Origin of the sequence: Solirubrobacter phytolaccae, assembly GCF_027587195.1 — a bacterium.
Taxonomy (GTDB): Bacteria; Actinomycetota; Thermoleophilia; order Solirubrobacterales; family Solirubrobacteraceae; genus Solirubrobacter; species Solirubrobacter phytolaccae.
Genome location: NZ_JAPDDP010000016.1, coordinates 56188 through 81643, shown reverse-complemented (window position 1 = coordinate 81643; position 25456 = coordinate 56188). Strand labels below are relative to the sequence as shown.

The following is a 25456-nucleotide window of genomic DNA, read 5'->3' as shown; positions in this document are numbered from 1 at the left end:
CCTCAAAACCCCGGCTTATCCGGCCTCGCCTCCCCCGGCGGGGCCGGTCGCCGTTAAGGGGTGCTTTCTTCGTCGTCCGAGACGAGCCCGCGCGTGGCCGCCCAGTGGCTGACCTCGTGGCGCGAGGTGAGCTGGAGCTTGCGCAGGACGTTGCCGACGTGGGTCTCGACCGTGCGGTCGCTGATGCCGAGCCGCGCCGCGATCCGCTTGTACGCGTAGCCGCGCGCGAGGTGGTGCAGGACCTCGCGCTCGCGTGGCGTGAGCGCCTCCAGCTCGGACTTGGGCTGGACCGGCGCCGAGAACGCCTGCAGCACGAACGCCGCGAGCCGCGGGCTGAAGTACGCGTCACCCGCCGCGACCGTGGCGAGCGCGACGAGCAGCTCGCTCGTGTCGATCGTCTTGGTGACGTAGCCGAGCGCGCCCGCGCGGATCATCGGCACGACGTCCTCGGCGGCGTCGGAGACCGACAGCGCGAGCACCTTCGGCGCACCGTCGCCGGCCAGCGCCTCGAGCACGGCGACACCGCCGCCGTCGGGCAGGTGCACGTCGAGCAGGACGACGTCCGGCTTGGCCTCGGCGATCACCGCGACGGCCTCGGCCGGCGTGCCCGCCTCCCCCACGACCTCGTGGTGCGGCGTGAGCTCGGCGCGGACACCCGCCCGGAACAGGTGGTGGTCGTCGACGACGACGATCCTCATCCCGTCACCCCGATCCGCAGCGCGACCTCGGTGCCTTCACCCGGCACCGAGTCGATCTCCGCGCGCCCGCCGACCGCCTGCATGCGGCCGATGATCGAGTCGCGCACGCCACGGCGCTCGGTCGGGACGGTGGCGAGCTCGAAGCCCGGGCCCTCGTCGCGCACGAACACCTCCGCGCCGTCCGGCGACGCTTGCGCGAAGACGAAGATCGGCGAGCCCGCGTGGCGCGCCGCGTTGCGCAGCGCCTCCCGCGCGGCGGCCGCCAGCGCCTCCGCCTCACGGTCGAGCACGCGCTCGCCCAGGATCGTCACTTCCACCGTCGCCTCATAGTCGTCTTCCACCTCGGCCACAGCCTTGCGTAGCGCCGCGCCGAGCGTCTCCGTCCCGAGCTCCACCTCGCCCGCCATCCAGGCGCGCAGCTCGTGCTCCTGGCGGCGCGCGAGCCGCTGCACCGCGGCCGGGTCGTGCGCCTGGCGCTGGACGAGCGCGAGCGTCTGGAGGACGGAGTCGTGCAGGTGGGCGGCGACGCGGCGGCGCTCGTCCTCGCGCGCGGTGGTCAGTCGCGCGCGGTCCGAGCGGGCCAGCCCCGCGATGAGGAGGGGCACGGCGATGATCGCCGCCGCGCCGCCGCCCAGCACGAGCAACAGGACCAGGGACAAGAGGTCACTGCTGCCACTGGCGCCGATGTAGCCCAGCCCGAGGATGAGGGCCAGACCCACCAGCGCAAGTCCACCGACGGCCCGCCAGGGCGCCGGCAAAGGTCGCTGCGCCGTGCCCGTCAGCCGCTGCCACGGCGTGAGCCCGCGCTGGGCGAGCCCGAAGCGGGCACGGAGGTCGTCCGCGATCAGGATCAGCCCGCCGAGCGCGGCCAGCGCGATGATCGCCAGCGGCACGAGCGCCACGACCAGCTCCGGGATCATCCAGAGCGTGCGGCCGTCGGCGAAGTAGCCGAAGAAGACGGTCATCGCGAGCGGGAGCGCGGCGAGCGCGACGCCGATCAGCAGCGCCGGGTGGCGGCGGACACCCGCGATCGCGCGCGGGACGAGCACGAACAGGCCGAGGACGGTGCCCGCGCCGAGCAGCGAGAGCGGCAGCGTCGAGCTGCCGCCGTCCAGGGACACCGCGAGCGCGGCGACGAGGAGGGCGCCGGCGACGGCGGTGATGCGCCCGGCGGGATCGGTGACGGCGTTCATCGGGCCTTCTTCCGCCGCTTCTTGGTCGCCTTCTTCGGCTTCGCCTGCTCAGCCGGCTTCGCGCACGGGCCGGCGATGTCGCGCTCGACGCGCGCCTTGTCGACCTCCTGCTCGGCGCGGCGCACGCGCCACTCGGCCAGCAGCTGCTCGCGCTCCTCGGCGAGGAGGCCGGTGGTGTCGGGCCGCTCCTCGGGATAGACCATGTAGCCGGGCCAGTCCGGGTTCCGGCGCGGCTCGACGTCGTCCGGATAGTCGCGGACGACCAGCTCGCCGCCCATCGTCTCGTAGTCGATCTCGAGCGTCGGGCCGGGCGCGGTCACGGTGGCGGTGGCGGGCGCGAAGCCGACGCTGTTGCTGCGGGTGGCCGCCTCCTCGTCGGTGACGGCGCCGTACTGGCCGAACAGGACCGGCGTCGGGCTCGCGAGGTTGCCCTCGCCCAGCAGCGCGGCGCCGACGCGCAGCGCCAGCGGCGGCTCGCGCTGGTCGATCTTCACGTGCACGCAGCGGTCGTGGGGGAGCGCGACCAGCGTCCGGCGCAGGCCGGCGTCGATCTTCAGCTTCACCGTCCCGCTCGCGGGCAGCGTGGTCTTGCGCAGGTCGAACGTGAGCAGGCCGAGGCCGCTCGTGTACTGACCGATCTCGGTGTAGGAGCCCGGCCTGACGGTCACCGAGTCCGTGCTCGGGTCCACGCGCACACCGCCCAGGGCGAGCGCAGCGCTGGGCAGCACGAGCGCGCCGATCGGCAGCAGCGCCCACGCCGGGCCGAGCTTGGCCCAGCCCGCGAGGGTGCCGACGAGGATCGCGCCGGCGAGCGTGACGATCACCCACCCGAAGCCGAACACCGTGGCCAGCGCGCCCGCGACGGCCAGCGTGCCGAGGCCGAGCAGCGTGCCGCACGCCTGGGCGAGCAGCACGATGCCGCGCTGGCCCGGCGTGACGCCGTCCTCGCTCTCGGCGGGGAAGATCAGCCAGGCCGCGACGTACACCATCACGCCGAGGCCGAACAGCACGCCGGCGACCGCGAAGCCGAGCCGCACGCGCGCGGCCGGCACGCCCCAGCGGGAGGCGAGGCCGGCGCACACGCCGCCGAGCCAGCGGCCACGGCGGGGGCGGGTGATCGGTGTGGGAAGTCCTTCGTCCATCGAGGAGCATTGTGTGCCGGGGATGCGGCCTTCACCAGTCGTGATGGCCCGGAACCTCCCTCCGGGATTTCACGGATACTTCGGACGATGGAGCGTGTGCTCATCACCGGCGCGGCGGGCGCCATCGGCACCGTGCTGCGCGAACCGCTGCGCTCAGGGCTGGTCGAGCTGCGGCTGTCCGACGTGGTCGACGTGACCGACCTGGCCGAGAACGAGACGTTCGTGCGCGCCGACCTCACCGACTTCGACGCCGTGCTCGCGGCGGTCGAAGGCGTCGACGCGGTCGTGCACCTCGGCGCGGTCCCGAACGAGGCGGCCTGGGACGTGATCGCCGGCCCGAACCTGCACGGCACCTACCACGTGTTCGAGGCCTGCCGGCGCCACGACGTGTCCCGGATCGTCTACGCGTCCTCCAACCATGCGACGGGGATGTACGACGTCGGCCTGCCCCTCGACGGCGAGGTCGCGCCGCGGCCGGACGGGCTCTACGGCGCGTCGAAGGTGTTCGGTGAAGCGCTCGCGCGCATGTACGTGGACCGCTTCGGGCTGAGCGCCGTATGCCTGCGCATCGGATCGTTCAAGCCACAGCCGGAGGAGGAACGCGAGCTGTCGACGTGGCTATCGCACGCGGACGGCGTCCGGCTCGTGCAGGCCGCGCTGACCGCGGACGTGGACTTCGCGATCGTGTACGGCGGCTCGCAGAACACGCGCCGCTGGTGGCCGGCGGACACGCTGATCGGCTTCGCGCCGGAGGACGACGCCGAGGCCTTCGCGCCGCTCCCGTCCAGTGCCTGGACCCGACAGGGCGGCCCGAACACCGACCGCGACCACGGTGGCTGGGTCGCATGACTCGCGCTGCGCGCTCGCATGCTTCGGCGAGAGCTCGCCTGGCGGCTCGCTCTCGCGCCGTTGCGAGGGGCATATGAGGTCCGTCGACGCGCTGCGCGCCCGGTTCGACGCGCCGGACACGATCGGCTACGGGATCGAGGAGGAGCTGTTCCTCGTCGACCACGAGCGGCTCGACGAGCTCCCGCTCGCCCGCGAGGTGCACGAGCGCGCCGACGGCGACCCGCGCTTCAAGCTCGAGCTGATGGCGGCGCAGTTGGAGATCGTCACGCCGCCTTCGCCGGACGTGGAGACCGCGGTGGAGGCGCTGCGCGTCGCGCGGCGCGACCTCGCCACGCTCGCCGAGCCGATCGGCCGGCTGATGAGCGCGGGCGCGCACCCGATCGCGCCCGAGCTCAGCGTGCTCACGGACGACCCGCGCTACCAGCACACGCTCGACGACTACGGCGAGCGCGCGCGTCGCCAGCTGGTGAGCGGGCTCCATCTGCACATCTCGCTCGGCGGCGCCGACCGCACGCTCGCGGTCTACAACGCGCTGCGCTCGCACCTGCCCGAGCTCGCCGCGCTGGCCGCCAACGCGCCGTTCCACGCCGGACGTGACACCGGGCTCGCCTCGATCCGCCCGACGATCGCCGTCAACCTGCGCCGCCAGGGCGTGCCGCCGCCGATCCCGAGCTGGGAGTGGTTCGCCGAGGCGCTGCAGTGGGGCCGCGCGTCGGACACGGTGCCGGACACGCGCCGCTGGTGGTTCGAGCTGCGCCTGCACGCGCAGTACGGGACGCTGGAGCTGCGCGCGCCGGACGCCCAGGCCAGCATCGCCGACGTGCACGGGGTCGCCGCGTTCGCCTTCGGGTTGATCGAGTCGCTGGCCGCGCGGCACGACGCCGGCGAGCCGCTGCCGGTGCACGACTCGTGGCGGATCGACGAGAACCGCTGGTCGGCCATGCGCGACGGCGTCGAGGGCACGCTCGCGGACCTCTCGACCGGCGAGCGCACGCCGACGCGCGAGCTGCTGCGCTCACGGCTGCCGTCGCTGCACCCGGAGACCGAGCGGCTGCTGGAGGCCAACGGCGCCCTGCGCCAGCGCGCGGCCGGCCTGGACGGCGCCGCCGCGTACCTCGTCGACGCCTACAACAATGCCGCGACGTCAGCGCCGTCCAGCGGGCGCGCGAAGTGATAGCCCTGCGCGAGGTCGGCGCCGAGCGCGCGTAGCCGGTCCGCCGCCTCGGCGGTCTCGACGCCCTCGACCAGCGCCACCAGCCCCATCGCGTCGGCGAGGCCGAGCAGGCCGCGCATCACGCTCGTGTCCTGGAGCCGGGCGGTGAAGGAGCGGTCGATCTTCAGCATCGCGACGGGGAGCCGGTCCAGCCGGGAGAACGACGAGTAGCCCGTGCCGAAGTCGTCGATCGCGAGCCGGATGCCGAGGCGCTGGAGCGCGGCGAGCGCGGTCATCACCGTGCCGGTCTCGTGCGCGAGCGCGGACTCGGTGACCTCGACCGTCAGCCGGTCGGGCGGGAACCCGGTGCGCTCGAGCACCTCGTGCACGCGCGGCACGTAGTCGGGGTGCTCGAGCTCGCGCACGGACACGTTGACGCCGAGCTCCAGGTCCCAGCCGACCGCGCTGCGACACGCCTCGGCGAGCACCCACGCGCCGACGTCGACGATCGTGCCGGTCTGCTCGGCCGTGGGGATGAAGTCGAGCGGCGGGACCAGCCCGCGCTCCGGGTGCGCCCAGCGCACGAGCGCCTCGACGCCGACCACGCGGTCGCGGCGCAGCGACACGACCGGCTGGTACTGCAGCCGCAGCTCGCCCCGTGTCGTCGCCCCGCGGACGTCCTCCGCCAGCGCGAGCCGGTCGACCGCGCGTTGGTGCATGGTCGGCCGGTAGGGCGCCCAGCGACCTTTGCCGGCGCGCTTGGCCTCGTACATGGCGAGGTCGGCGTTGCGCAGCAGCTCCTCGTACGTGCCGCTGCCCTCGTGGCCGGCGACGCCGACGCTCGCGCCGACCGTGAGCGAGCGGCCCTCGACGCCGACCGGGAGATGCAGCACGTCGAGCAGGCGCTCGGCGGTGACGTCGGCCTCCGCCGCGGACGCGCCGCGCAGCAGCACCGCGAACTCGTCCCCGCCGAGCCGGGCGACGACGTCCTCGGTGCGCAGCGAGCCGCGCAGCCGCTCGGCCATCTCCGCCAACAGCGCGTCCCCCGCGACGTGGCCGAGGCTGTCGTTGACCGCCTTGAACTCGTCGAGGTCGATCAGCAGCACGGCGATCCGTTCCTCCGGCGCGTGCTCGAGCGCGGAGACGACGGCGGCGGTGAAGCCCGCGCGGTTGGCGAGGCCCGTCAGCGGGTCCTCCAGCGCGCGCCGCTCGTGCAGTCGCGCGAGGGCGCTGAAGAGGTCCGCGACGGACACGCTGCGCACGCGGTCGCCCGGGCCGGTGACGAGCAGGTCGTCGTAGCGCCAGCCCGTCGGGCGCTCGAGCGCGCGCTGGCCCGCGGTGGTCAGCGGGGTGGACGCGTCGACCGCGAGGGTCGCCGCGCCCGTGAGCAGCTCACCGACGGGGCGCCGCGCGTGCAGCGCCCGGCCGAACCCGAGCCGGCCCGCCATGTGCAGCGAGAACCGCCGCAGCGTGAGCATCTCCAGCCGGCCGTCGGGCCAGCGCACCACGAAGCACGACAGGTCCGGCCGGCCGCCGAACTCGAGCTCGACCTCGGGACAGCGCATGTCGGCCTCGACCACAACGGCATCGACGGCCACGTCTTCAACGGCGGAGGCGGATTGCACGCCTTCGTTGTCGACGATGGCCGGGCCGTTTCGAGGATTCGTTCACGGCCCGGCCACAAATTTCGGTCAGTCGCGGGACGGCGCGAACCAGTCGTTCACGCGCAACCACGCCTGCGCGGCGGCCTGCGCGTTGAAGCGCGCGGGGTTCGTGTCGTTGAAGAACGCGTGCTGGGCCTCGGTGAACGTGAGGATCTCGTAGTCCACGCGCGCGGCCTCGAGCGCGCCGCGGGCCGCCTCCCGCGTGGCGTTCACGCGGTCGTCGACGCCGGCGAACACGCCGAGCACGTCGGCCTTGATCCCGCGCACGTCACCGCCGGTCGGGAACGGCCCGTAGAACGGCGCCGCCGCCGACAGCCGCTTCTCCTTCGCCACCAGCAGGCGCCAGATCATGCCGCCGCCGAAGCAGAAGCCGATCGCCGACAGCGGCGTGTGGCGGCCGACCCGCTTGGCGATCTCGGTCAGCGCGGCCTGCATGTCCTCGTCGAAGCGCCCTGGGTTGTTCGCGGAGATCTCCGACAGCTTGGCCATGATCGCCGCCTCGTCCGGGAACGCGGGCGTGCCGCCCTCCTCGGAGAGCAGGTCCAGCGCGAGCGCGGAGAACCCGTTGGCCGCGAAGCGTCCCGCCACGTTGGCGATGTGCGGCGTCAGCCCGCGGTTCTCGTGGATGACCAGGACGCCGCCCTTGACCTTCGGCGTCGCCGGCTGCGCCCATGCGCCGAGCAGGTTCCCGCGCGGGCCCGCGAACGTGATCGGCGTGGTCGCGACCGGCGCCCACGCGGTCACCGCGCGGTCGGGGTGGCCGTGCCCGCCGCCGCCGTGGCCATGCCCATGGCCGGGCTTGTCCCCGCCGCTGTTCTTGCCGCGCGTGCGCGCGTCGGCCTCCGCCGTGATCATCCCGGCCGCCGCCGTGGCGCCCACGCCCAGCATGGCGAGGCGCCGCATGGCCTCCCGCCGCGTGATGATCCCGTCGACATGGTCCTCGGCGATCTCTTCCGCCAAGTACCGCTCCAGCTCAGTCATCCGACCCTCCCGTCTCGATTGACCAACCTCGGCAGAGGTTGCCAGATGGGATACGCATGAGAACGCGTTCGAACGCGCCAAAACCCTGAACGGTCTGATTATTCGCGTTCGCGCCAGCGTGCCAGCAGCCCGGGGAGCTCGTCCCCGAGGAAGGCGAAGAACGAGGCGGAGTCCTGCAGACGGTGGCCGGCCGGTGTGTCCTCGCCGACCGCGGCGACGCCGTCCGACAGCGCGCGCTCCCAGCGGGTGATCAGCGCCTCGCGCCGGTAGATCGCCTCGTACCACGGGTCGTCGCCGAGCCGGTAGACGTCGCGGCGGGACCCCGGCTCGCGCTCGCGCTCGACCAGCTGCGTCTGCACGAGGTACCGCACGGCGCCGGAGACCGCCGCCGGGCTGACCTGGAGCTTGTCGGCCAGCTCCGCCGCCGTCAGCCGACCGCCGTCTGAGGCGAGCAGCGCGGTGAACACCCGCGCCGGCATCCGCGGCATGCCGCCTTCGACGAGCACCCCCGCGAACCGCTCGATGAACCGCGCGACCTCGTCCGGCACGGCACGGACTTTACATCCTTCACAAGATTCACGAAGTTGTGTATGTTCCGAACGGTGTCGGCGATCGCGATCTCCGGGCTGGTCAAGACGTTCGGTGCGTCACGTGCGCTTGACGGGCTGGAGCTCGAAGTGGCCGAGGGCGAGGTGCACGGGTTCCTCGGGCCGAACGGCGCGGGCAAGTCGACGACGATCCGCGTGCTGCTCGGGTTGCTGCGCGCGGACGCCGGGTCGGTGTCGCTGCTCGGCGGTGATCCGTGGGGCGAGGCGACCGCGCTGCACCGGCGGCTCGCGTACGTGCCGGGCGACGTGACGCTGTGGCCGAACCTGAGCGGCGGCGAGGTGATCGACCTGCTCGGCCGGCTGCGCGGCGGCCTGGACGAGGAGCGCCGCGCCGCGCTGCTGGAGCGCTTCGAGCTCGATCCGGCCAAGAAGGGCCGCGCCTACTCCAAGGGCAACCGCCAGAAGGTCGCGCTGGTCGCGGCGTTCGCGAGCGACGTCGAGCTGCTGATCCTCGACGAGCCGACGTCCGGCCTGGACCCGCTGATGGAGGAGGTCTTCCGCGCCTGCGTGGCCGAGGAGCGCGCCCGTGGCCGCACCGTCCTGCTCTCCAGCCACATCCTGTCCGAGGTCGAGGCGCTGTGCGACCGCGTGACGATCATCCGCGCCGGCCGCACGGTCGAGTCGGGCTCGCTCGCCGAGCTGCGCCACCTGACGCGGATCACGATCGAGGCCGAGACAACCGCCGGGCCGGTCCACGAGCAGGTCGAGCCGGGCGAGCTGCCCGCCACGCTTCAGCGCCTCGCACACGCGGGCGTCACGAACCTCGTCGCGCATCCGCCCACGCTCGAAGAGCTCTTCCTGCGCCACTACGGTGCCGCGCCCGAGGAGGCCGGACGGAGCGAGTGACCGGCCTGCGCATCCTCTTCGGGCTCGCCCTGCGGCGCGACCGCGTCATGCTGCCGGCGTGGGTGCTCGGGCTGGGCGCGGCCGTGCTCGTCACGTCCACGTCGTACGCCGACCTGTACAAGGACCCCGCTTCGCGGCGCGAGGTCGTCACGACGCTCGGCGAGACGCCCGCGACGCTCGCGCTGTACGGGCGCATCTACGCGGACTCCGTCGGCGGGCTCGTCGGCTGGCGGCTCGGCGGGATCGCGCTCGCGCTGGCCGGGCTGATGACGATCCTGCTCGTCACCCGACACACGCGCGCCGACGAGGAGACCGGCCGCGCGGAGCTGCTCGGCGCGACCGTCGTCGACCGCCGCGCACCACTGGCTGCCGCGCTGCTGGTCGCGACCACAGCGTCCCTCGCCCTCGGCGTGGTGGTCACGCTCGCCGTGCTCGCGGCCGGCGGCGGCGACGCCACCGCCAGCGCGCTCGTCGACGGCGCCACGCTCGCCTCGGCGGCGACCTCCGGCGGCACCACACTCGCCGACACCGCCGCCCTCGCCGCGGCAACCACCGGCGGCACCGCGCTCACCGACACCGCCGCGCTCGCCTCCGCGGCGACCACCGGCGGCACCGTGTTTGCCGACGGCGCGACGCTCGTCTTCGCGCCCGCCGCGAGCGCGGGGACCGGCATCGACCTCGCCGGGGCGCTCGCGCTCGGCGCGACGTTCGCGGCGGTCGGGCTCGCGTTCGCGGGTGTCGCCGCCGTCACGGCGCAGGTCACGGACTCCTCGCGCTCCGCGAACGGGCTCGCGGTCGGCGTCCTCGGTGCGGCGTTCGCGATCCGCGCGCTCGGCGACGCCGGGCCGCACTGGCTGTCGTGGCTGTCGCCGATCGGCTGGGGCCAGCAGGTCCGGGCGCTCGCCGAGAACCGCTGGCCGGTCCTGCTGCTCCCGCTCGCCCTGGCAGCGATCCTCACCGTCGTCGCCACCGTGCTGCACGCCCGCCGCGACCTCGGCGCGGGCCTGTTCCCGCCGCGCCCCGGCCCGCCGCGCGGGGCGCTCGCCACCCCGCTGCAGCTCGCGTTCCGCCTCCAGCGCGGCGCGCTGGTCGGCTGGGCGGCGGGCTTCGCGATCCTCGGCGCCGCGTTCGGCAGCATCGCGCAGGACATCGGCGACGTGATCGGCGACAGCACCGACGTCAAGCACGCGCTGCAGACGCTCGGCGGCCAGCAGGACCTCGTCGACGCCTACCTCTCCGCCACCTTCGGCATCCTCGCGCTGATCGCCGCCGCCTACGCGATCCAGGCCGTCCTACGCCTGCGCGGTGAAGAGACGAGCGGCCGCGCGGAGCCGATCCTCGCCACCGCCACCAGCCGCACCCGGTGGGCGCTCAGCCACGCGAGCATCGCCTTCGCCGGCGTCGCGCTCCTGCTTGCCGCCGCGGGCCTTGCCGCCGGCCTCGGCCACGCCGCGCAGACCGGCGACGCGAACGAGATCCCACGCCTGACCGCTGCCGCGCTGACCCAAGCCCCAGCCGCCTGGGTCCTCGCCGCCCTCGCGCTCGCCCTGTTCGGCGCCATCCCCAAGGGCACCGCCGCAGCCTGGGGCGCGCTCGCCCTCGCGCTCGCGTTGGTCGAGCTCGGCCCGCTCGCCGACCTCCCGCAGACCCTCATCGACGTGAGCCCGTTCGCCCACTCGCCGCAACTGCCCGGGGGCGAGCTGGGCGCCGGCCCGATCCTCAACGCCACCCTCGCCGCGGGGCTGGCCGCCGCAGGCCTGTACGGCCTGCGGCGGCGGGACCTCACTTCGTCTTAGCCACCAGCGCGCCCTTCGCGGTCTTCCCGACGCGCACGGTGAACCGCTTCTCAGCCGTCCCCGACGACACGGTCACGACGAGCTTCTGTGTCTTGCGCAGCCGCTTCGCCGCCTTGAACTTGACCTTCACCGCGCCCGTGCCCGACCGCGTGACGGTGCGCGACGTGTTCTGCACGCGCACCGCGCTCTTGAGCTTCGCCCCGTCGCCCGGCGGGACCGCGGTGATCGTGCAGCTGATCGACCGGCCGTCACCGGAGAGATCGCACGTGATGCGCACGTTCGGCGCGTCGCCCTTGTCGCCCTTGGGCCCTTGAGGACCGACCGGCCCCGCGGGACCGGGCGGACCCGGGACCTGGACGGGCGTGGCCGTGGGCGTGGGGGTCGGGATCGGCGGCGTCGTCGGTCCCGTTCCGCCGCACGGCCCCGCGGCGCTCCAGTCCAGGTCCACGCCCGCGCAGCCACCCGCGTCCTTCTGCGTCTGCACCATCTTCGCCACGTCGGCGAGCAGCGCCTTCGCGTCGTAGACGACGCCGTTGCGCACCGTCCACCGCACACCACCGACCCGCTCGAGCTTGCCCGTCGCGTCGTTCAGGCGCCCGGTGCCGGTCCCGTAGAGCGTCTTGAAGTTCGCCAGCGGGTTCTCCGGAGCGATCACCAGATCCGCGATCTGCCCGACGCGCACCATGCCGAACTCGGGGTCGGTGATCCCTTTCGGCTCCATCAGCGTCCGGGCGGCCTGGCGCGTGTAGGCGTTGATCGCCTCGTGCGCGGTGAAGCCGGCCTCCTGCATGAGCTCGAGCTCGCGGATCGCCGCGAAGCCGTAGAGCGAGTAGATGAAGCCCGCGTCGGTGCCGCCGGCCACGCGCCCGCCGATCGACTTGTAGTCGTTGATCAGCTGCATGTAGCGGTGGATGAAGCGCTTCCAGGACACCTCGTCCGCGGTCGTCCAGTCGTAGTAGAACGACCCGTGGTTCTCGCGGTTGGGCTCCCAGAACTTCCAGATCGACGGCATCGCGTACGTGCGGTGCCACTCCTGGGTGCGGGCGCGCATCAGGTCACGCCCGGCCTCGTAGACGCTCATCGTCGGGCCGAACGTGACGCCGTTGGCCTTCTGCTCGTTCAGGTACGCCCACCACTGCGGCGAGCCCGGCTCGAACGTGTAGTCGATCACCTTGGCCACGTGACGCCAGCGCGACTGCTCGTCGGCGTAGTTGTAGTCGTCCGGGAACGGGTGCGTCCGCCCGCTCTTGAGGATCGACTCGAAGTGCCCGTAGAAGTGCGTGACGGTGCCGAGCCCCATGCGCCCGGTCTCGACCGCGTTGACCTCCGGATAGACCGGCGGCGAGTGGTGCATCGTCGTGCCGAGGCCCAACTTCTTCGCCTCGTCGATCATCGCCGCCAGGATCCGCTTGTCCTGGTCGACGCCCGTGCCGGCGAACTTGACGCCGTCGACGCCGTTCACCGACGCCCAGCGCACCCACTCGCGCGCCTTCTCGGGCGTGTTCGGCGATCCACCGCTCCAGCCCGCCCCGGGCCGCTGGTAGTTGATGATGCGCGGCGCGACGATCGTGTTCGCCTCGGAAGCCGCCTTGTCGCGCACCGCCGCGGCGTTGCCCGTCAGGTTCACGCCACGCACCGTGGTCACGCCGTGCGCGAGCCACAGCTTGTAGGCGTACGTCAAAGGCGTGCCGCCCTGCTCGGCGTGCACGTGCTCGTCGACCAGGCCCGGCATCACCCACATGCCGGTCGCGTCGATCTCGTGGTCGAAGTCGCGCGGCGGCCGGTTCGGCTGCATCGGCAACCCCGGTGTCCCCGCCGACCGGATCTCCGTGATCCGGTTGCCCTGGATGACGATGTCGCGCGGCCCCTGGACGGTGCCGCCCGAGCCGTCGATGACGTTCACGCCGCGGATGACCAGCTTCGTGAACGGACCCTTGCCCTCGTCCGGCCCTCGCGGCGGCGTGGCCTGCGCACCCGCCGCAACGGGCACGGCGCAGGAAACGAGCAACGCGGTGGCGACCGCGCGCATGCGGAACCCCATGAATCCCCCCTGTTCTGACCCCCCGCACGGGCTTGTATCAAACGAGTCCTACGCGGCGTCGTCGCCCAACCTTGCCAAACTTGTGTCAAGGTTGCGCTAGCCTGTCTCGCAATGCGCGATTTCCTTGCCGCCACTCGTGACCGCGTCATCGTCTTCGATGGCGGTATGGGCGCGACCCTCGAGCAGTTCGACCTGTCGCTCGAGAAGGACTACAAGCTCCCCGGCCGCTGCCACGAGGCCCTGATCCTCAACCGGCCGGACGTCATCGAAGGCGTCCACGCGTCGATGGTCGAGGCCGGCGCGGAGGTCGTGGAGACCGACACGTTCCAGGCCTCCCGCCTGAAGCTCGAGGAGTGGGGTCTCTCCGAGCACACGCGCGAGATCAACGTCAAGGCCGCGCAGATCGCGCGCAAGGCCGTCGGCGAGGACCGCTTCGTGGCCGGCTCGATCGGCCCGACGGGCTTCCTGCCCGCGTCCGAGGAGCCCAGCCTCGGCCAGATCCGCTTCCGCGAGCTCGTCGCGATCTTCGCCGAGCAGGCCCACGGCCTCCTGGACGGCGGCGTGGATCTGCTGATCGTCGAGACCGCGCAGGACATCCTCGAGGTCAAGGCCTCGATCTTCGGCATCCGCGAGGCGTTCAAGCTCGCGGGCCGCTCCGTGCCGATCCAGGCGTCCGTCTCCCTGCTGCCCAACGGCGGCAAGATGCTGCTGGGCACGGACGTCAACGCCGCGCTCACGACGCTCGAGGCGCTCAAGGTCGACGTCATCGGCCTCAACTGCTCCACCGGCCCCGAGGACATGCGCGACGCGATCCGCTTCCTCGGCGAGCACTCGCCGGTGCCGGTGCACTGCATCCCGAACGCCGGCATCCCGCACCAGGGCCCGGACGGCGAGACCGTGTTCCCGGAGGAGCCCGGCCCGCTCGCCGAGAGCCTCGGCGAGTTCGTCGAGCGCTACGGCGTGAGCATCGTCGGCGGCTGCTGCGGCACCACGCCCGAGCACATCCGCGCGATCGCCGAGCGCTGCGCCTCGCACACGATCTCCAAGCGCCCCGCCGCGCGCCCGCCGCACGTGTCGAGCATGATCGCCGCCGCGCCGCTCGTGCAGGAGCCGGCCCCGACGATCGTCGGCGAGCGCGTGAACTCGCAGGGCTCCCGCAAGGCCAAGGAGCTGCTGCTCGCCGACGACTACGACGGCCTGCTGCAGGTCGCCGAGGACCAGGTCGAGGGCGGCGCGCACGTGCTCGACCTGTGCGTGGCGCTCGTCGAGCGCACGGACGAGGACGAGCAGATGCGGCTCGTGGCGAAGAAGGTCTCGCTCACGCAGCCCGCGCCGATCCAGGTCGACTCGACCGAGCCCGACGTCATCGCCACCGCGCTGGACCAGATCCCGGGCCGCGCGATCGTCAACTCGGTCAACCTCGAGGCCGGCGAGGACAAGCTCAACCAGGTCACCCCGATCGCGATGGCGCACGGCGCCGCGCTGATCGCGCTGACCATCGACGAAGTCGGCATGGCGAAGACGCGCGAGCGCAAGCTCGAGATCGCCAAGCGCATCACGGACCTCGTCTGCAACCAGCACGGGATGGACCCCGAGCTGCTGATCTTCGACGCGCTGACCTTCACGCTCACCACCGGTGACGAGGAGTGGAAGCCGTCCGCGGTCGAGACGATCGAGGGCATCCGCCTGATCAAGCAGGAGCTGCCGGGCGTCAAGACGTCCCTCGGCGTCTCCAACGTCTCCTTCGGCATCGGGCTCGCGGCCCGCTCCGTCCTGAACTCCGTGTTCCTGTCGCACTGCGTCGAGGCCGGCCTCGACCTGGCGATGGTCAACCCGAACCACATCACGCCCTACAGCGAGATCCCGGACCTCGAGCGCGAGCTCGCCGACGACCTCGTCTTCAACAAGCGTGAGGACGCGCTCGAGCGCTTCATCGCGCACTTCGAGTCCAAGGGCCCGGAGACCGAGGCCGACAAGGCCGACCCGACCGCCGACATGGAGCCGGAGGAGGCGCTGCACTGGCACATCCTGCGGCGCAAGAAGGACGGCGTGGAGGCCCAGATCGACGCGGCCGTCGAGAAGCTCGGCGCCGTCCCGGTCCTCAACGACGTCCTCCTGCCGGCCATGAAGGAAGTCGGCGACAAGTTCGGCGCGGGCGAGCTGATCCTGCCGTTCGTGCTGCAGAGCGCCGAGGTCATGAAGCGCGCCGTCGCGCGGCTCGAGCAGTACCTCGACAAGCTCGAGGGCTACACCAAGGGCACGGTCGTCCTGGCCACGGTGTTCGGCGACGTGCACGACATCGGCAAGTCGCTCGTGAACACGATTCTCACGAACAACGGCTACACCGTGATCGACTTGGGCAAGCAGGTTCCGATCCAGACCATCCTCGACGCGGCGAAGGAGCACGACGCGACGGCCATCGGCCTGTCTGCGCTGCTCGTGTCCACGTCGAAGCAGATGCCGCTCGCGATCCAGGAGCTGCACTCGCAGGGGCTCGAGTACCCGGTCCTGCTCGGCGGCGCCGCGATCAACCGCAAGTTCGCGCTGCGCGCCCTGTATCCGAAGGGCAAGGAGGACGACACGGTCTACGAGTCCGGTGTCTTCTACTGCCAGGACGCGTTCGACGGCCTCGCCGTGATGGACCGCCTCATCGACGCCGAGAAGAAGCCCGCGCTCGTCGAGGAGGTGCTCGCCGCCGGCGCCAAGCTGCGTGAGACGGGCGAGGAGGAAGAGGTCCTCGACACGACCGACGACACCGTCCGCTCGGCCGTGCGCACCGACGTCCCGGTCCCGACGCCGCCGTTCTGGGGCGTGCGCGAGATCGAGGTCGACATGGAGGAGCTCTACACCCAGCTCGACACGCACGTGCTCTTCAAGCTCCACTGGGGCGGACGTGGCGTGAAGGGCGAGGAGTGGCGCAAGCTGCTGGAGGAGGACTTCCGGCCGCGCCTGGAGCGCATGTGGGCGAGCGCCGACTACCTGCACCCGCGCGCGCTGCTGGGCTACTTCCCGTGCTACTCCGAGGGCAACGACATCGTCGTGCTGGACCCGGAGGATCGCGAGACGGTCCTGACCCGCTTCACCTGCCCGCGCCAGCCGAAGAACGACCGGCTGTGCCTGGCCGACTTCTACCGCCCGAAGGACAGCGGCGAGCTGGATGTCGTCGCCGTGCAGGCCGTGACCGTCGGCGACGACGTCACCGAGCTGATGGCCAAGCTCGAGCAGGAGGGCGAGTTCGCGGAGCAGCTCTTCACGCACGGCCTCGGCGTGCAGACCGCCGAGGGCCTGGCGGAGTGGCTGCACTGGCGCATCCGCCAGGACCTGGGCATCCCGGTCACGCAGGGCCGCCGCTACTCGTGGGGCTACCCGGCCGTCCCGGACCAGTCCGAGCACCTCAAGGTCGAGAAGCTGCTCGGCCTGGAGTCGATCGGCATGACGATCTCCGACGGCTTCGCGCCGGTCCCGGAGCAGTCGACGTTGGCCGTCGTCGCGCACCACCCGCAGGCCACCTACTACGGCATGCGCAACGGCCGTCTGCTGGTCGACGGCTCGCCCGATGACGTCATCCGCGGCACCGACCGCGATCCGTCCTCGTTCGCGGATGCTGAAGCGCTGGCGAACTGAGCTCATCGCCTTCGCCGTGGCCATCGGCCTCGGCGTCGGCGTGGCGCTGGTGTTCGGCGTGGGTCGCACGTCGGAGGAGGACAAGGTGCAGGACGTCGCCGCGACCTATCTGGCGGCGTTCGCGGACAACGATCCGGTCGCGCTGTGCAACGCGATCAGCCCGGTCGCGCGCGTGCAGTTCGAGTTCGCCTCGTCCGACTGCGCGACGAGCGCCAAGACGGCGATCCTGAAGGTGCCCGAGCAGGAGCGCGCGGCGTTGCGTGAGCCGTCGATCACCGTCGAATCGGTCAACGATGCCGAAGCGCGTGTACAGTTCTCGCCGAAGCTCAGCGGCTCCGGCGACATGCACCTCATCAAGCGCAACGACACCTGGTTCGTCAGCCCGTGACCCGGGCGCTGGCGATCGACGGCGGAGGGATCCGCGGGCTCATCCCTGCGCTGGTCCTCGCCGAGGTCGAGCGCCGCACGGGCCGCGGGATCGCGTCGCTGTTCGACCTCATCGCCGGCACCTCGACGGGCGGCATCATCGCCTGCGCGTTGACGAAGCCGCAGCCGATGTCCGCCGAGGAGGTCGCGGACATCTACGTCAAGGACGGGCCGAAGATCTTCAACCGGACGCTGCTGAAGACGATCAAGTCGGTCGGCGGCCTGCTCGACGAGGTCTACGACAAGCGCGGGACCGACGAGGTCATGGCGCGGCACTTCGGCGCCGTGAAGCTCGGCGAGGCGAGCACGCGCGTGCTCGTCACCGTCTATGACGTCGAGGCCCGTGAGCCGCTCGTGCTGCGGTCGACGACCGACCCGGACGTGACGATGGCCGAGGCCTCGTACGCGACGTCGGCGGCGCCGATGTACTTCGAGCCGATCCGCGTCGGCGAGCGCACGCTGATCGACGGCGGCATGTTCGCCACCAACCCGGCGATGTACGCCTATATCGAGTCGAGCCCGCGGCCGGAGCTGCTGCTCGCGCTGGGCACGGGCCGTCAGACCCGCCCGCTCCCCTTCGCCGACGTCAAGGACTGGGGCAAGTGGGAGTGGGGCAAGCCGCTCGTCGACATCGTCTCCGACGGCTCCGCGGGCGCCGCGGACACGTACCTCGCCGCCCTGGCCGGCGACACCTACGTCCGGATCCAGAACCGCCTTCAGCACGCGAGCGACAACCTCGACGACGCGAGTGCGGGCAACCTCGCGAACCTGCGCCGCGACGCCGAGCGGATGATCGCCGAGCACGACGCGGTGCTCGACCGTGTCTGCGCGCAGCTCGTCTCCTAGAAGCCGAGCGGGAACTCCTGCGTCCAGGTCTTGCCGCCGCGCAGGTGCGCGGTGACCTTGAGCTCGCCGTCGATGAAGTCCCCGTCGTAGACCGCGAGGAACGCGCGCCCGACCTCCGACGGCACGAGCGTGCGCACGTCGCGCGGGGTCTGGAGCGTCACGCGCTCGACCTCGGCGGAGCACTGCCCGTTGACCGTGGACCGCCCGGACTGCAGTCGGCGCTCCGAGCGGGCCTGGGCGAGGAACGCGTCGTTGCGCTCGAGCTCGACGTCGGCGCGGTAGCCCCAGCCGATGTCGCACGGCGTCTTGGCGTCCGGGCGAGTCTCCAGCGGGCGGCAGTACTGGCCGTTGGGGCGAGACTCGGTGAACAGGCCGAGCGCGAGGTCGACGTCGCCGGCGCGGTCTTCCACGACGCGCGCGGGCTGGCCGACGCACGGCGTTCCCTCCTTCGTCCGCGCGACCGGGAGCGCCCAGCGGGGGCCGCCACCGGGGTCGGGCGCGGGCGCCTCCGCGAGCTGGGCGCCGGGGAGCAGGGTCGGGAACGTGATCCGGCGGCCGACGGGGAACTCGGCGATCGGGTTGATCTCGTACGTCTTGCCGCCGGCGGTGATGCTCCCGCCGGGCCGCGCGTTCGGTCCACCGACCTTCAGGAAGACGCCGTCGCGCGTGGCCGCCGCGCCGTCGGCGGCGCCGGTGCCCGTGACGGTGACCGACGACGCGCCCGGGAGCAGGCCGTACACGACCGAGCCGGCGAGCTTCGGCGCCGCCGGGTCGGTGATCGCGAGCGTGCTGCGCAAGCTGACGATCGTGGCGGGGCGCTTGCGGCTCGTGCACTGCATCAGCCGGTCCTCGATGCCGGTGCGCCGGAAGACGCCGTCGCCGTAGACCCAGCCGAACGTCTGCCCGTCCAGCCGGCCGAGCTGGACGCAGCGGTTGCGCCCGATGACGTGCGCGCCCTTGAGCGTCCTGGCCGGAGCGTCGAGCGTGAGGCGGTCGGCCTCGAACGCCTTCACGACCCACGGGAGACCGCCGGCCGGGTCCTCGACCCGCACCGGGTAGCTGACGTTGCGCACGCGGTAGTGCGTGTAGGACGAGTCGTAGCGGCCGTCGGCGGTGCGGCCGCGCGGAGCGGCGGTCGGGACGGGCACGGGCGTGGCGGTCGCCGCGGCGATCGGGGCCGGTGCCGGCGCGGCCGGTTCCTGGGCCTGGACGGCCGCACCGGCGGCGCCCGCGAGCGCGCCGGCCACCAACGCGGAGATCAGTGCGGAGCGCTTCATCGGACGATCCTCGGTGGCTTGACGGTGGCGTGCTTGGGCCCGAAGCGCTTGCCGTCCACGGTGACCGTGACGGCCTTCGCGTCGGTGCCCTCGGGGAGGAAGACGAGGAACCCGCCGTTCAGGCGCGGCTTCGTGGTCGCGGAGAACGCGCCGCTGCGCACGACGACCGCCTTGCGTCCGGTCGCGGCGCCCCACACGGCGGTGCGCCCGCTGAACCGGCGCGTGGCGAAGAACAGCGAGTCGTGCTTCACGCCCGCCCGGGCCGGGGCGAGCCCGCAGACCGGCGGGGAGACGTTCGGCTCGGGCGTCACCCGGCCGCCCGGCTCGTGGCCGGTGGGCTCGGGCCGCGCCGGCTGGATGGTCACGCACATCGGCTGCAGCCGCGGCGACCGCTCGCCGGGTTCGACGGTGCCGTAGACCGTCCCGGAGATCCTCCACGCGGGCCCGCCGTCGGGGTCGACGACCGTGTAGCCGCTGCCGCCCGCGAACGCGTAGCGCCGCGGCTCGCCCGTCGCGTACGTGATCGTCACGACGGGAGCGAGGTCCTCGGGGTAGCTGCGCAGCGCGAGCACGAACGCGCCCTCGGGCGAGTGCGGCACGACGCGCGGCTCGCCGCCGCGCACGGAGACCATGACGCGCTTGACGCCCTCACCGGCGACGCCGTTGATCACCGTGCGCACGTCCTCCCGACGGTCGGCGGCGAACACGCGCGTGCCCAGCAGCACCCCCTCACCGCAGGAATCGGCGTTGGCCTCGGGCAGCGCGCGGAACGTCCCGTCGAGCCCGACGAGCCCGAACTCGCGGTCGCGCACCTGTCCGACCGTCGTGCACACGAGCCCCGTCCCCGAGCGGCTCACCCGCACCGCCCACGGCGCCAGTCCGCGTTCGGGGTCGGCGGCGCGCGGTTCGAGCACCCGGCTCGTCCCGGGCGCGACCCGCTGCTCGGGCGTGACGTCGGCGGCCGCGAACGGCGCGATGCTGCTCGCCCGCAGCGCGAGATAGGTGCCGCCGGCCGCGGTCCCGGCTACGCCCAGCGCGAGCGTGCCCGTCAGCGCGAACGCGGCGAACCGCCGCCGTGGCGAGCGCACCCGCTTGGCCGCCGCGCGCACGAGATCACGCTCGACGTCGTCGAAGAATCCGCGGCTCATCGCCCCACCTCGCTTCGTCCGGCTCCGTCGCGCACGTCACCCGCGCGGCTCATGCCACCACCCCCAGTCGGCGGCGCAGCGCCGACAACCCTCGTGCCACCCGCTGACGGACGACGGCCTCCGAGCAGTTCCACTCGGCCGCGAGCTCGCGGTAGTCGCGCTCCTCGACGATCCGGGCCTGCAGCGCGGCGCGCTGCTCGTCCGGAAGCTCGGCGAGCAGGGCGTCGAGGTCGCCCGCCATCCGCTGCGCGTCGATCAGCTCCTCCGCCCGTTCGAGCTCGGGATCGGTCACCGCGCGGACGGGCATCCCGAGCGCGCGCCGTGAGCGGTCCACGACCGCCCCGCGCCGCGCGGAGTCGCTCAGCTTGTTCGAGGCGATCGCGAACAGCCACCCGCGCGCCGAGCCGGTCGGCTCGAACCGCGACAGCGACTGCAGCGCGCCCGCGAACGTCTCCGCCGCGAGGTCGGACGCCAGGTCGGGCCGCCCGGTGCGGTGCACGAGGAACGCGAGCACCGCGCGCAGGTGCCGCCGGTAGAAGACGGCGAACGCCTCGGGGTCGCTCGCGGTGGCCGCGAGCAGCGCCTCATCGGTGCGTGGGTCCTCGGTGTCCACGCCCTATAGATCGCACGACCCGCCAAGCTGTGACCGCGTGCCCCGCGAAGCGCTCCCACCGATCGTCGGCCCGGACCTGCGGGTGCTGTTCGTCGGCATCAACCCGGGGCTGCGCTCGGCCGAGGTCGGGCACAACTTCGCGCGGCCCGGCAACCGCTTCTGGGGCGCGCTGCACGCGAGCGGGTTCACGCCCCGGATCCTCGAGCCCGAGGAGGACGGCACGCTGCCCGACTACGGGCTGGGCATCACCAACATCGCGCCCCGGCCCACCCGGGCGGCGGCCGAGCTGTCAGCCGATGAACTGCGCGAAGGGGCGGCGACGCTCGAGCGCCTCGTGGCGCGCATCACGCCGAAGCTCGTCGCGATCGTCGGCGTCACCGCCTACCGCACGGCGTTCGGTCGCCGCCGCGCGCAGCTCGGCCTGCAGGAGGACACGATCGGCGGCCGTCCCGTGTGGATCCTCCCGAACACCAGCGGGCTCAACGCGCACCACACGCCCGCGAGCTTCGCGCGCCTCTTCGCCGAGGCGCGCGAGTACGCCGAGGGTCTCTAGTAGCTGCAGTCCTTCGCGCCGCGCACCCACTGCAGCGGCCCGAACTGCTGGTTCGGCGGCCCGGACTGCGGCGAGCGGCCCGGCCCCCAGTAGCGCCCGTAGGCGACGCCCTGGTTGGAGACGCTCCAGGAGTAGAAGACCGTGTTGCCGTACGAGGACAGGTAGTACTCGACGCCCCACGAGCCGTCCGCGCCGTGCTCGGCGCCGCTGATCTGCGAGATCTCGCCGACCGAGCGGATGTCGCTGCCCGACGTCGGCGTGAGCCGGCAGTAGTAGTGCGAGCCGTCGGCGAAGTGCGAATAGCGCTCCTCGACCGCGCAGTTCGGCCAGCTCGCCGGGCAGTCCGTGAACCGCGAGTCGGCCAGGTAGGTCTTGATCTCCTCGAACGCCTGGTTGCCCGTGGTGGCCGCCGCCGGCGGTGGGAAGAGCGTCGTCGGCGCGGCCGGTGTCGGGGCGGGCGCGGTGGCCGGTGGCGCGGTGGGCGCGGGAGCGGGCGGCGTCGGCGCGGCGGGGACCTTCACGCTGATCGTCTTCGTGGCCCCGCGCGCCGGACGGACCTTCACCTTCACGGTCGTCCCGGCGATGCTCGGCACCGGCGTCAGTACCTTCGTCCGCCACTTCGAGCCGCTCTTGCTCAGCGTGTGGCGCTTCCCGGCCACGACGAGCGTGACCGCTTTCGCCTTCGTGCCCTTGACGGTCACGACCAGGCGGGAGCCGCTCACGGCGACCGTCGCAGTGACGGCGGCCTGCGCGGGAGCGGCGAGCAGCGCCGTGAGCAGCACGGCGACGGCGGCGAGGCGAACGAGCATGCCGCATGCTCCGCGCTCCACCCGCGTGTGACAACCGCAGTGTTACGTAACACGCGCCGAAGCGATAGGTGCGGACTAGTCTCCAGGCATGCGCCGCCTGATCGCGCTCGCCCTCCTGAGCGTCGCCTGCGTGGCCTGCGGCGACAGCGCGGCCGACGAGCGCCAGATCCGCGCGACGCTCGACGCCAGCCAGCGCGCCTGGATCGCTCAGGACGTGACGAAGGCGTGCACGCTGATGACCGCGCCGGCCCGGCGCGCCGAAGCGCCGTGCACCGAGCGGGAACCGCAGGAAGCGGCCGTCGTCCTTCTCGTCGGCAAGGCCCCGCCGATCACCGACATCGACGTGGACGGCGACACCGCCGAGGTCCACCGCGAGACCGGCGACCCGACCCGCATGCGCAAGCTCGACGGCCGCTGGCTGATCGACTGAACACCCAGTGCCCAGGCTCCGTCATCTCCCCGTTCTGGTCGCCCTGGCGCTGTCAGCGACGAGCTGCGGCGCCTCCGAGCCCCAGCACATCCAGGCCGCGCTCACCGCCTGGGACCTCGCCTGGGAGACGAACGACTATGCGGCGGCGTGCGCCCTCATGACGAAAGCGCGCCAGCGGCAGGACATGGGCTCCCGCGCCCACCCGCGCGATGCGACGTGCACCGAGGCCCTCACGGCCGTGTACGAACCCCTGGAGGACGACCCCTATTTCGACTCCACGTCGCCCGCCGAGGACCCGTACGCCACGTCGCCCATACGCACGACCGGCATTCGCGTCACCGGTGACGCCGCGGTCGTCGCCTACTCAGACGGCTACCGCGAGCGAATGGCGAAGGTCGACGGTCACTGGCTGCTCGACGCGCAGCGCTAGGCCTCGACCGGCTCGGGCTTCTTCGGCGCGGGCACGGATAACGAGACCGGCGCGCTGTGCATCGCGCGCAGGCGCACCTCGCGCCAGCTCAGCCCTTCCTTGACCAGCGCGGGCGCGCCCATCACCAGCGCGGTCACGACCTCGACGGCCTGCAGGATGATCCCGTAGCCCAGCGCCTGCGCCGGGGCGACGCCGTACGCGCCCACGAGCACCGCCATGCACGCCGCCTGGAAGACGCCGACGTTCGACGGGGTGACCGGCAGGACCGCGGTGACGTTGACGGCGAACAGGATCGCCGCCGCGGCGCCGAGATCGGCGCGGTGCTCGAGGCCCAGCGCGACCAGCAGCACGTAGCACGACACCCACTGCAGGGCCCACGCCCCGAGCTGCATGCTGATGGCGACGAAGCCCTCGCGCGGCCGCTTGAAGACGACGAGGCCGCTCCGCACCCGTGCCACCGCCGACCGGGCCTGCGCGACCCAGCGTGACCGCGCGGGCCGGCGCGACCGGATGAGCGCCGGAGCGACGAGCACGACCAGCAGCAGCGCGAACGGCGCGACCGCGTACCAGAGCAGCGCGCGCTGCTTGCCGTCGAACAGGCCGATCGTGGAGAACATGACCGCGCCGAGGATCACGAGCGCGAGCACGTTGATGAGCGTCTGGGACACGATCGTGCCGAGCACGACGGGCAGTCGGTCACGGGCGCGGCCCAGCCGGCGCGAGACGATGAGCGCGCGGGAGGGCTCGCCGAGGCGCGCCGGGAGCGTCGCCGACATCAGCACGCCGATGTTCGTGCCCTGAACCGCGTCCGCCAGCTTCGGGCGCGCGCCCGGGAGCGCGGCCTTCAAGATCGCGTGCCAGGAGACCGCGCGCAGCAGCATCGAGGCGCACATCAGCGCCACGCCGAAGAGCACCCACGGCGGGCTGGAGCGCACGAGCGCGTCGCCGATCCGCGCCGGGCCGATGTGCTCGACCGCCGCGACCGCGCCCGCCACCGTGGCCAGGCCGGCCAGGCCGATCGCGCCGCGGCGCAGCGCCGCTCCGCGACGGCGCTCGGGCGCCGGCTCCAGCGAGGGAAGCCGCTGCGCGGGCACGCGCGGGCGCCCGTCACGCGGCGTCGCGCCGACCTTCACCGCCGCGCGGGCCACCCGACCGCCCTCCACGGCAGGCACGACCTGCGCGTCCTCGTAGGCGCCGACGACCTGCTCGGCGACCCGCGGCCACGCGTAGCGCTCGGCGCTCACGGCCGCGCCGCGGGCGAGCGTCTGCACCCGCTTCGGGTCCAGCGCGAGGTCGCGCAGCGTCTCGGCCAGGGCGGTCGCGTCGGCGCGCGGCACGAGGACGCCGTCCACGCCGGCGGTCACGACGTCGCGGTAGCCCGCGATGTCCGAGGCGACGACCGGCGTTCCCGCCGCGAACGCCTCGGTCAGCACCATCCCGAACGACTCGCCCCCGAGCGACGGCGCGCACAGCACGTCCGCGTCGCGCAGGACGGCGGCCTTCACGACGTCGTCGACACGGCCCAGGGCGGTCACGCCCTCGCCTTCGACGAGCAGCGGCGCGAGCTCCTCCGGGGTCAGCCCGATGACCGTGAGCTCGGCGGGGATCTGCCCGCGCAGCGCCTCGAAGGCGCGCAGCAGCACCGGGAGCCCCTTGCGCTCCACGGCCTGGCCGACGAACACCACCCGCAGCGGCTCGCCGGCCCGGCGTACTCGCGGCCACGGCACGCCGCCCTCGGGCAGCACGACCCCGTTCGGGATGATCCGGTAGCGGCCGCCGTAGAAGCGCCGGCCGGTCCACGCCGCCGCCTCCGACACCGCGATCGAGACGTTCAGCCGGTTCAGCTTCCGGCGCGCGCCGAGCAGCGCGGCGACCTTGTGCGGCGCCACCGACTCCGAATAGCAGTGGAACGTGCCGACGAGCGGCGCGTCGGCGCTGGTGAGCGTGTCCCAGCCCGCGACCGGAGCGACCGGCTCGTGCAGGTGGATCACGTCGAAGCCGCCCGCGCGCAGCTCCCGTCGCAGCTTGGAGACCGCCGACGGCGAGCCCGAGACGTTCGAGACGGCGCCGTTGGACGGCCAGCCGATCGTCGCCCCCAGCGGCGTCAGCCACTCGGGCACCGGGCGCGCCTGGGGCCGCGCCCCGCGATGCATCCACGCCGTCTTCCGACGGTCGTGATCAAAGGGGGCGAACACGCGGACATCGTGGCCGGCACGGTCCAGCTCCGCCCGCAACGCCTCGATGTGGCGGGTCACCCCGCCGGGATATGTCCACGAGTACGGGGAGACCAGCGCGACCCGCATTGCGGGCGATCCTATTCGTCGAGGCG

22 protein-coding genes are annotated in these 25456 nt (G+C 73.0%); 10 read left to right on the top strand and 12 right to left on the bottom strand.

The genetic code is table 11. The features are described 5' to 3' along the window. Window positions 1-53 precede the first annotated feature (53 nt). From OJ997_RS11230 to OJ997_RS11220, 3 genes are read right to left on the bottom strand one after another with little or no spacing between them, the layout of a single operon-like run. Window positions 54-698, bottom strand: a complete 645-nt coding sequence (locus OJ997_RS11230) for a response regulator (RefSeq protein ID WP_270025181.1) — start codon at window positions 696-698, stop codon at window positions 54-56. Further along, entirely contained in the window at window positions 695-1891 is a 1197-nt protein-coding gene (locus OJ997_RS11225; RefSeq protein WP_270025180.1) for a sensor histidine kinase, read from the bottom strand. The genes OJ997_RS11230 and OJ997_RS11225 overlap by 4 nt, the downstream gene beginning before the upstream one ends. Next, a complete protein-coding gene (locus OJ997_RS11220) occupies window positions 1888-3033 on the bottom strand; it encodes a PspC domain-containing protein (RefSeq protein ID WP_270025179.1) in 1146 nt (381 codons plus the stop codon). The genes OJ997_RS11225 and OJ997_RS11220 overlap by 4 nt, the downstream gene beginning before the upstream one ends. Before the next feature lie 87 nt (window positions 3034-3120). Between OJ997_RS11220 and OJ997_RS11215 the strand changes: the two genes are divergently transcribed. Together OJ997_RS11215 and OJ997_RS11210 are read left to right on the top strand one after the other, a co-directional pair. Further along, window positions 3121-3882, top strand: coding sequence for an NAD-dependent epimerase/dehydratase family protein (locus OJ997_RS11215; protein ID WP_270025178.1), 762 nt, complete (start codon window positions 3121-3123; stop codon window positions 3880-3882). 73 nt (window positions 3883-3955) lie between these two features. Next, window positions 3956-5056 carry a carboxylate-amine ligase gene (locus OJ997_RS11210; RefSeq protein ID WP_270025177.1) on the top strand — a complete coding sequence of 367 codons (1101 nt, stop codon included), beginning with the start codon at window positions 3956-3958 and terminating at the stop codon, window positions 5054-5056. On the opposite strand, the gene OJ997_RS11205 is transcribed toward OJ997_RS11210, so the two are convergent. From OJ997_RS11205 to OJ997_RS11195, 3 genes are all read right to left on the bottom strand, one after another. Further along, on the bottom strand, window positions 5008-6633 hold the full coding sequence (locus tag OJ997_RS11205) for a putative bifunctional diguanylate cyclase/phosphodiesterase (RefSeq protein ID WP_270025176.1): 1626 nt from the start codon (window positions 6631-6633) through the stop codon (window positions 5008-5010). The genes OJ997_RS11210 and OJ997_RS11205 overlap by 49 nt on opposite strands. 93 nt (window positions 6634-6726) lie before the next feature. Beyond that, complete coding sequence (locus tag OJ997_RS11200) at window positions 6727-7680, bottom strand: dienelactone hydrolase family protein (protein ID WP_270025175.1); 954 nt, start codon at window positions 7678-7680, stop codon at window positions 6727-6729. A gap of 98 nt (window positions 7681-7778) precedes the next feature. Then, the gene (locus OJ997_RS11195) at window positions 7779-8228 is read right to left on the bottom strand and encodes a GbsR/MarR family transcriptional regulator (RefSeq protein WP_270025174.1); all 450 of its coding nucleotides are present in this window, start codon (window positions 8226-8228) and stop codon (window positions 7779-7781) included. 42 nt (window positions 8229-8270) lie between these two features. On the opposite strand from OJ997_RS11195, the gene OJ997_RS11190 reads away from it, so the two are divergent. Next, entirely contained in the window at window positions 8271-9134 is an 864-nt protein-coding gene (locus OJ997_RS11190) for an ABC transporter ATP-binding protein (RefSeq protein ID WP_372517887.1), read from the top strand. Beyond that, the gene (locus tag OJ997_RS11185) at window positions 9131-10930 is read left to right on the top strand and encodes an ABC transporter permease (RefSeq protein ID WP_270025172.1); all 1800 of its coding nucleotides are present in this window, start codon (window positions 9131-9133) and stop codon (window positions 10928-10930) included. Before OJ997_RS11190 ends, OJ997_RS11185 begins: the two co-directional genes overlap by 4 nt. Here OJ997_RS11185 and OJ997_RS11180 read toward each other — a convergent pair. Beyond that, on the bottom strand, window positions 10917-12959 hold the full coding sequence (locus OJ997_RS11180; RefSeq protein WP_270025171.1) for an amidohydrolase family protein: 2043 nt from the start codon (window positions 12957-12959) through the stop codon (window positions 10917-10919). The genes OJ997_RS11185 and OJ997_RS11180 overlap by 14 nt on opposite strands. A gap of 123 nt (window positions 12960-13082) precedes the next feature. On the opposite strand from OJ997_RS11180, the gene OJ997_RS11175 reads away from it, so the two are divergent. Genes OJ997_RS11175 through OJ997_RS11165 form a run of 3 tightly spaced genes read left to right on the top strand, consistent with a single transcriptional unit; the run spans window position 13083 to window position 17867 of the window. Further along, window positions 13083-16595 (top strand): methionine synthase, encoded by a 3513-nt coding sequence (locus OJ997_RS11175; RefSeq protein ID WP_270025170.1) that lies wholly within the window; start codon window positions 13083-13085, stop codon window positions 16593-16595. After that, a complete protein-coding gene (locus OJ997_RS11170) occupies window positions 16573-16983 on the top strand; it encodes a hypothetical protein (protein WP_270025169.1) in 411 nt (136 codons plus the stop codon). The genes OJ997_RS11175 and OJ997_RS11170 overlap by 23 nt, the downstream gene beginning before the upstream one ends. Further along, window positions 16980-17867: a patatin-like phospholipase family protein gene (locus tag OJ997_RS11165; protein ID WP_270025168.1), complete on the top strand. Its 888-nt coding sequence runs from the start codon at window positions 16980-16982 to the stop codon at window positions 17865-17867. Before OJ997_RS11170 ends, OJ997_RS11165 begins: the two co-directional genes overlap by 4 nt. On the opposite strand, the gene OJ997_RS11160 is transcribed toward OJ997_RS11165, so the two are convergent. The 3 genes from OJ997_RS11160 to OJ997_RS11150 are packed head-to-tail and all read right to left on the bottom strand — an operon-like array spanning window position 17864 to window position 20905. Continuing rightward, window positions 17864-19144: a hypothetical protein gene (locus tag OJ997_RS11160; protein WP_270025167.1), complete on the bottom strand. Its 1281-nt coding sequence runs from the start codon at window positions 19142-19144 to the stop codon at window positions 17864-17866. The two genes, OJ997_RS11165 and OJ997_RS11160, sit on opposite strands and share 4 nt — an antisense overlap. Beyond that, the gene (locus OJ997_RS11155) at window positions 19141-20292 is read right to left on the bottom strand and encodes a hypothetical protein (RefSeq protein WP_270025166.1); all 1152 of its coding nucleotides are present in this window, start codon (window positions 20290-20292) and stop codon (window positions 19141-19143) included. The genes OJ997_RS11160 and OJ997_RS11155 overlap by 4 nt, the downstream gene beginning before the upstream one ends. A gap of 49 nt (window positions 20293-20341) precedes the next feature. Beyond that, entirely contained in the window at window positions 20342-20905 is a 564-nt protein-coding gene (locus OJ997_RS11150) for an RNA polymerase sigma factor (RefSeq protein ID WP_270025165.1), read from the bottom strand. 37 nt (window positions 20906-20942) lie between these two features. Here OJ997_RS11150 and mug point away from each other — a divergent pair, with 37 nt between their 5' ends. Beyond that, window positions 20943-21458 carry a G/U mismatch-specific DNA glycosylase gene (gene mug, locus OJ997_RS11145; RefSeq protein ID WP_270025164.1) on the top strand — a complete coding sequence of 172 codons (516 nt, stop codon included), beginning with the start codon at window positions 20943-20945 and terminating at the stop codon, window positions 21456-21458. On the opposite strand, the gene OJ997_RS11140 is transcribed toward mug, so the two are convergent. Continuing rightward, window positions 21455-22267, bottom strand: a complete 813-nt coding sequence (locus OJ997_RS11140) for a hypothetical protein (protein ID WP_270025163.1) — start codon at window positions 22265-22267, stop codon at window positions 21455-21457. The genes mug and OJ997_RS11140 overlap by 4 nt on opposite strands. Window positions 22268-22355: 88 nt before the next feature. Between OJ997_RS11140 and OJ997_RS11135 the strand changes: the two genes are divergently transcribed. Next, the gene (locus OJ997_RS11135; RefSeq protein ID WP_270025162.1) at window positions 22356-22697 is read left to right on the top strand and encodes a hypothetical protein; all 342 of its coding nucleotides are present in this window, start codon (window positions 22356-22358) and stop codon (window positions 22695-22697) included. 7 nt (window positions 22698-22704) lie between these two features. After that, window positions 22705-23127, top strand: a complete 423-nt coding sequence (locus tag OJ997_RS11130; protein ID WP_270025161.1) for a hypothetical protein — start codon at window positions 22705-22707, stop codon at window positions 23125-23127. Here the strand turns inward: OJ997_RS11130 and OJ997_RS11125 are convergent. Further along, complete coding sequence (locus tag OJ997_RS11125; RefSeq protein ID WP_270025160.1) at window positions 23124-25430, bottom strand: lysylphosphatidylglycerol synthase domain-containing protein; 2307 nt, start codon at window positions 25428-25430, stop codon at window positions 23124-23126. The two genes, OJ997_RS11130 and OJ997_RS11125, sit on opposite strands and share 4 nt — an antisense overlap. Between the last annotated feature and the right edge of the window lie 26 nt (window positions 25431-25456).